Genomic DNA, 4771 nt, shown 5'->3' with positions numbered 1-4771 from the left:
TCAGCATTTTATTATGGTGATCCCCTGGGCGAAATGCGCCTGGTAAGCAGAGTTTTTGAAATGTAAGGCCTTTGAATAAGACAAAAGGCTGCCTCATCGCTAACTTTGCAACAGTGCCGGACTTTTCAAGTCTCGGAAGGTTTCTTCAATCTGCATTCGCTTCGAATAGATATTAACAAGTTGTTTGGGTGTTCGAATTTCAACAGGTAAGTTAGTTGCTAGAACCCATGGCTCCTTTGCCGACGCTGAGTAGATTTTAGGTGACGGGTGGTGACAATGAGTCCGTGTCGAGCGCTGATTTTTTCGGCCTTTAGAGCGAGATTTATACAATAGAATTTGGCATGAGATTGGATTGCTTTTAGTCAGCCTCTTATAGCCTAAAGTCTTTGAGTGACTAGATGACATATCATGTAAGTTGCTGATAGGTTTCCAGTTTTCCGCTCCTAGGTCTGCATATTGTACTTTTCCTCTTACTCGACTTAACCAGTACCAACCCAGCTTCTCAACGGATTTATACCATGGCACTTTAAAGCCAGCATCACTGACAATGAGCGGTGTGGTGTTACTCGGTAGAATGCTCGCAAGGTCGGCTAGAAATTGGTCATGAGCTTTCTTTGAACATTGCTCTGAAAGCGGGAACGCTTTCTCATAAAGAGTAACAGAACGACCGTGTAGTGCGACTGAAGCTCGCAATACCATAAGTCGTTTTTGCTCACGAATATCAGACCAGTCAACAAGTACAATGGGCATCGTATTGCCCGAACAGATAAAGCTAGCATGCCAACGGTATACAGCGAGTCGCTCTTTGTGGAGGTGACGATTACCTAACAATCGGTCGATTCGTTTGATGTTATGTTTTGTTCTCGCTTTGGTTGGCAGGTTACGGCCAAGTTCGGTAAGAGTGAGAGTTTTACAGTCAAGTAATGCGTGGCAAGCCAACGTTAAGCTGTTGAGTCGTTTTAAGTGTAATTCGGGGCAGAATTGGTAAAGAGAGTCGTGTAAAATATCGAGTTCGCACATCTTGTTGTCTGATTATTGATTTTTCGCGAAACCATTTGATCATATGACAAGATGTGTATCCACCTTAACTTAATGATTTTTACCAAAATCATTAGGGGATTCATCAGCGTATAGTGTTTTGCAGTTTAGAGGAGATATCGCGATGCATACGCGGAAGGCAATAACGGAGGCGCTTCAAAAACTCGGAGTCCAAACCGGTGACCTCTTGATGGTGCATGCCTCACTTAAAGCGATTGGTCCGGTCGAAGGAGGAGCGGAGACGGTCGTTGCCGCGTTACGCTCCGCGGTTGGGCCGACTGGCACTGTGATGGGATACGCGTCGTGGGACCGATCACCCTACGAGGAGACTCTGAATGGCGCTCGGCTGGATGACGAAGCCCGCCGTACCTGGCTGCCGTTCGATCCCGCAACAGCCGGGACTTACCGTGGGTTCGGCCTGCTGAATCAATTTCTGGTTCAAGCCCCCGGCGCGCGGCGCAGCGCGCACCCCGATGCATCGATGGTCGCGGTTGGTCCGCTGGCTGAAACGCTGACGGAGCCTCACGAACTCGGTCACGCCTTGGGGGAAGGATCGCCCGTCGAGCGGTTCGTTCGCCTTGGCGGGAAGGCCCTGCTGTTGGGTGCGCCGCTAAACTCCGTTACCGCATTGCACTACGCCGAGGCGGTTGCCGATATCCCCAACAAACGGTGGGTGACGTATGAGATGCCGATGCTTGGAAGAGACGGTGAAGTCGCCTGGAAAACGGCATCGGATTACGATTCAAACGGCATTCTCGATTGCTTTGCTATCGAAGGAAAGCCGGATGCGGTTGAAACTATAGCAAATGCTTACGTGAAGCTCGGTCGCCATCGAGAAGGTGTCGTGGGCTTTGCTCAGTGCTACCTGTTCGACGCGCAGGACATCGTGACGTTCGGCGTCACCTATCTTGAGAAGCATTTCGGAACCACTCCGATCGTGCCTCCGCACGAGGCCGTCGAGCGCTCTTGCGAGCCTTCAGGTTAGAGGCCGTCGACAATGATAATCTGGATCAACGGACCTTTCGGCGCCGGAAAGACGACGCTCGCTAAGCGGCTGCGCGATCGGCGTTCCAAATCGCTGATCTTTGACCCCGAGGAAATCGGGTTCGTGGTGAAAGAAACGGTCCCCATGCCAGCGAGCGGAGACTATCAGGATCTCCCCTTGTGGAGGGGACTTACGATCGCGGCGGTCAGGGAGATTCGAAGGAATTACTCGCAGGACATCATCATCCCAATGACGCTCGTGCACCCGGACTATCTGACTGAGATACTCGACGGGGTAAGGCGGATCGACGATCAGCTGCTGCACATCTTTCTGACGCTCAACGAGGACCTATTGCGTCACCGGATCGCGAACCAGACCATGCATCCTGACCCGAATCGAAATGCGGAGATTCGAGAGTGGCGATTAGCGAATGTCGCCCGATGCTTGGCCGCAAGGGAACGGCTTCCATGCACAACCCGTGTTCTCGATAGTGGTGCACACACCAGCGATGAACTCGCAGCGATGGTGCTCGACGGAATCGATGGGCGCACCTGATCGCCTTCGACGCCTGCGCAAAGCGTAGCGCGAGGGTGGCGGGCTCACGACCAAACGCCCAGAGGTCGATCATCGCAGGGATGTTTGGCTTTGTGGTGCGGACGACGGGACTCGAACCCGTACTCTCACAGAGAAGCAGATTTTCGTACCACCTCGACTTTCGCCGCCGTCTGATGACGTTCGTGGTCTGGACTGTCCCTTCGCCATTGCCCGAAGGCTTTAGGCGCCGCCCGTCCAGTCTCTACACCTTCCCCCGAAGGGGCTTGGCTCGGGATTGGCTTAGGGTATTGCCCGTTAGCGTTCCCCGACTTTGAGCGGTTCTACTCCGCGGATTTCCCCGCGGGCACTCCAATTTTAAAGTCTGCTGCGTCTACCGATTTCGCCACGTCCGCCTTTTTTCGCCGTTCCTAGCGCTCGTGCGATGCACCTATGTTGCACCTAGCGCCGAATCGTTCTTCGTCATCCTGAAAAACCACGTCTCCTAAAGCCTTGCATAGCTTATCTTTTCTCCACCACGAACTTTTTTGTGGGATGGTAGAAAAAAAGACTTTTTAAGTCCGCTGGCTTGCCAGGCCTTGTTAGCTTGTACGGTCATGGTTATCGGGTAAAGAATATTGACGGCATCGCTGGTGTCGGTGGCTGAAAAGCCGGCTCCCATCAGGGCAATAGCCATTTCAGATGCAGGCGTACAGGGCAATGGTCAACAGCTACAGCCTGTCTGACGATTCCGGCGTCATGGCTGCGGCGGCTATCACGCATTTTTTGTTCGGTCAGGCGGTGTTTTCGTACCTCAATGGTTGGAGCGTGTTGATCGGACCTGGTACAGGTTTGGACAGCACGGGCTGCAAATACGCAAGGGATTTAATGGGCCTGGTGGCGTTCACGGCTTTTATCGTGACGTTTCTGTTCAGGGGCTACTCATAATCTCGTGGCTCGGCGGTTCCCGGCACACCATGACAGTAAGGAAGGACCCTGTGTCTCAACTCTCCCAGCTTCGAAGCCCCGCCGCCGTGCAGGCTGCCATCGATGAGTTCGTGCAACTGGGCCGCACGAAATTCCTGGCGCGCCACGGCTACGGCAAGTCCCGCGACTTCCTGGTACGTGATCCGAAGACCGGCACCGATTGCGATTCCAAGGCCATCGCCGGTGTGGCCTTCGGCAAGCAATTTCCCGAGCAGGGCCCGCTCACTGCTGACAGCTTCTCCGGTGGCGAGGCGACCGTCGTTCCGGCGCTGACGCGGCTCGGGTTTCGCATCATTCGCATCGGCGAAGACTGGTCCGAAGAAGAGGTCCTGGCCACGGTCGAAGACTATTTCGACATGCTGCGTGCCGAGGCGGCTGGGGAGCCGTACAACAAGTCCGAGCACAACCAGGCACTGCGCCAACTGCTGAACGGTCGCAGCAAGTCTTCAGTCGAGCTCAAGCACCAGAACATTAGCGCCGTACTCGATGCCCTGGGCCTGCCCTATATCAACGGCTACAAGCCACGCGGCAACAGCCAACTGCTGCTGCGTAAATCCGTACACGCCTACGTTCTGGAACATCAGCAGACGGTCGGCGCTCTTGTCGATGCCCTGGAGGAGGTAAAACTTCCGGGTGACAAAACCTACCGAGCGGCTTTGGTAGAACCACCCGCCCGTGAAGTGCTTGTGCGTACCCCGGCATCTCTACGGCAACGCCTACCGCGAAAGTTCGATTATGCCGCTCGCGATGAAGCCAACCGCAAGCTGGGCCGGGCAGGGGAGCAGTGGGTGATTGGCTACGAACAGCAACGCCTGACCGAGCTCGGCCACCCAGAGCTTTTTCAGCGGCTGGATTGGGTGTCCGACACCCAGGGAGACGGTGCGGGGTTCGACATCCTGTCGTTCGAAGAGGACGCCCATGAGCGCTTCATCGAGGTGAAAACCACCAATGGCGGGGTAGGCTCGTCTTTCTTGGTCAGCCACAACGAACTCGAATTCTCCAAGGAGGCGGGCGATCAATTCCATCTGTATCGCGTGTTCCAGTTTCGGGACGGTCCGCGCCTGTTCACGCTACCCGGCGACCTCAGCCAACATGTGCATCTCAAGCCGACGGGCACTGTTGCAAATAGTCGGTGGTGATAAACTTATCATCCCCTTTTGCTGATGGAGCTGCACATGAACCCATTCAAAGGCCGGCATTTTCAGCGTGACATCATTCTGTGGGCCGTAC

The 4771-nt window shown here is 54.5% G+C and carries 5 protein-coding genes and 1 pseudogene; 4 read left to right on the top strand and 2 right to left on the bottom strand.

The genetic code is table 11. From position 1 onward, the window contains the following. Positions 1–114: 114 nt before the first annotated feature. Positions 115–1020: pseudogene (locus ACJ8MK_RS25860) on the bottom strand (IS4-like element ISVsa5 family transposase); the annotation flags it as partial. 142 nt (positions 1021–1162) lie between these two features. Between ACJ8MK_RS25860 and aac(3)-IId the strand changes: the two are divergent. After that, a complete protein-coding gene (gene aac(3)-IId / locus ACJ8MK_RS25855) occupies positions 1163–2023 on the top strand; it encodes an aminoglycoside N-acetyltransferase AAC(3)-IId (RefSeq protein WP_000557454.1) in 861 nt (286 codons plus the stop codon). Between the two features lie 12 nt (positions 2024–2035). Continuing rightward, complete coding sequence (locus ACJ8MK_RS25850; RefSeq protein WP_000587837.1) at positions 2036–2578, top strand: AAA family ATPase; 543 nt, start codon at positions 2036–2038, stop codon at positions 2576–2578. Between the two features lie 481 nt (positions 2579–3059). Here the strand turns inward: ACJ8MK_RS25850 and ACJ8MK_RS25845 are convergent, their stop codons facing one another. Further along, complete coding sequence (locus ACJ8MK_RS25845) at positions 3060–3251, bottom strand: hypothetical protein (protein WP_000951934.1); 192 nt, start codon at positions 3249–3251, stop codon at positions 3060–3062. Positions 3252–3274: 23 nt separating this feature from the next. Here ACJ8MK_RS25845 and ACJ8MK_RS25840 point away from each other — a divergent pair, with 23 nt between their 5' ends. Further along, positions 3275–3502 (top strand): hypothetical protein, encoded by a 228-nt coding sequence (locus ACJ8MK_RS25840; RefSeq protein ID WP_000248278.1) that lies wholly within the window; start codon positions 3275–3277, stop codon positions 3500–3502. A 50-nt stretch (positions 3503–3552) separates the two neighbouring features. Next, complete coding sequence (locus ACJ8MK_RS25835) at positions 3553–4680, top strand: DUF3883 domain-containing protein (protein WP_014837927.1); 1128 nt, start codon at positions 3553–3555, stop codon at positions 4678–4680. Positions 4681–4771: the final 91 nt, after the last annotated feature.

This window comes from Serratia sp. CY38905, assembly GCF_052168875.1.
In the GTDB taxonomy this organism is placed as follows: domain Bacteria; phylum Pseudomonadota; class Gammaproteobacteria; order Enterobacterales; family Enterobacteriaceae; genus Serratia; species Serratia sarumanii.
Note: the sequence above shows the minus strand (reverse complement) of the source record. Positions and strands in the feature narration are given on the sequence as shown.

Coding starts and splice junctions, on each gene's coding strand:
- ACJ8MK_RS25850 (WP_000587837.1), top strand. CDS start 2,036: ATGATAATCTGGATCAACGGACCTTTCGGCGCCGGAAAGACGACGCTC.
- ACJ8MK_RS25845 (WP_000951934.1), bottom strand. CDS start 3,251: ATGGCTATTGCCCTGATGGGAGCCGGCTTTTCAGCCACCGACACCAGC.
- ACJ8MK_RS25840 (WP_000248278.1), top strand. CDS start 3,275: ATGGTCAACAGCTACAGCCTGTCTGACGATTCCGGCGTCATGGCTGCG.